At 51.5% G+C, this 1033-nt stretch carries 2 protein-coding genes; both read right to left on the bottom strand.

Annotated features, from left to right (window positions below; genetic code table 11):
• Positions 1-131 precede the first annotated feature (131 nt).
• Entirely contained in the window at positions 132-779 is a 648-nt protein-coding gene (grxB, locus tag R7Z41_RS24475; RefSeq protein ID WP_000780912.1) for a glutaredoxin 2, read from the bottom strand.
• 63 nt (positions 780-842) lie between these two features.
• Positions 843-1033, bottom strand: a 191-nt coding sequence (locus R7Z41_RS24470; RefSeq protein WP_318141700.1) for a hypothetical protein, incomplete at its 5' end; no start/stop codon positions are given.

The following is a 1033-nucleotide window of genomic DNA, read 5'->3' as shown; positions in this document are numbered from 1 at the left end:
TAGTCCTCGACATGAAATCTGCGTCAATATCCTGACACAACGCAGCATGTGTCACCAGCGATAAACTCGCCAGCAGAAAAAACTGAAAACGGCGGCAACCCGCGAATACAGGCTGCCGCGGCGGGTCAGGATTAAATCGCCATTGATGATAACAAATTGATTTGTGTCTGTTTCGCCATATTATCGCGGTAATCAGCAACGCGGCTTGGCCAGTTAATTCCGGCTACCAGCGTCAGATTACGCAGTAGCGGGAATAGCTGAATATCATCTTCCGAGAGTTCGCCATTCACGGCGTTCGGTTTGACGATCAGTTTGTCCAGCGCACGTAAATCATCGCTGATATTCTTAATCAGACCGTCAGAGTGGGCCAGCAGGTCGGCAAAATTACCCGCGCTGGCCTCTTTCTTGTCGACGAAATATTTGCGCGCGGCGGGAGTAGAAAACTCATCAAATGCCGATTTGGCAAAACGCGGCAACAGCAGTTTGTTGGCGTAGCCATTGACCTTGCGCAGCCACTCTTCAATGGCAGGGGAACGTTTGCCGGTCAGTAACGGTTTGCCGTCGAGTTTATCGACATAGTGAACGATGTCCATGCTTTCTGGCATATAGCGGCTGTCATCTTTTTGCAGAATGGGAACCTGTTTTTGACCGACCATCCGGGTGGGTGTTTCTGCGTCGTCGTTGAGCAGAACATGTAATTCGACGGGGATATTTTTCAGGCCGAAAATCATGCGGGCTTTGAGGCAGTAAGGGCAGTGATCGTAAATGTATAGCTTCACGTGACTCTTCCATTTGGCTGTCAGTTCACTTTCAGTATGGAGGAGTCAGGGGGGAGTATCAAATCAGGCGTCGCGTTCAAGCAAACGACGCGCGGCGCGTTTCTGGCTAAACTGCCAACCCAGCGCAAGGAAAGTGAAGATGCCAATAATGCCCAGCATCATCCACGGAAGCTCTGGCTGGTGCGCCGATTTGCCCAGGTCAAACAGCCAGCCGCCACCGATATAACCAATAGCGCCGCCAATCGCCAGACCCA

The organism is Vibrio sp. 1457 (assembly GCF_033340195.1).
Lineage (GTDB): Bacteria > Pseudomonadota > Gammaproteobacteria > Enterobacterales > Vibrionaceae > Vibrio > Vibrio alginolyticus.
The sequence above is the reverse complement of the archived record's forward strand: the minus strand, read 5'-3'. Positions and strand labels throughout refer to the sequence as shown.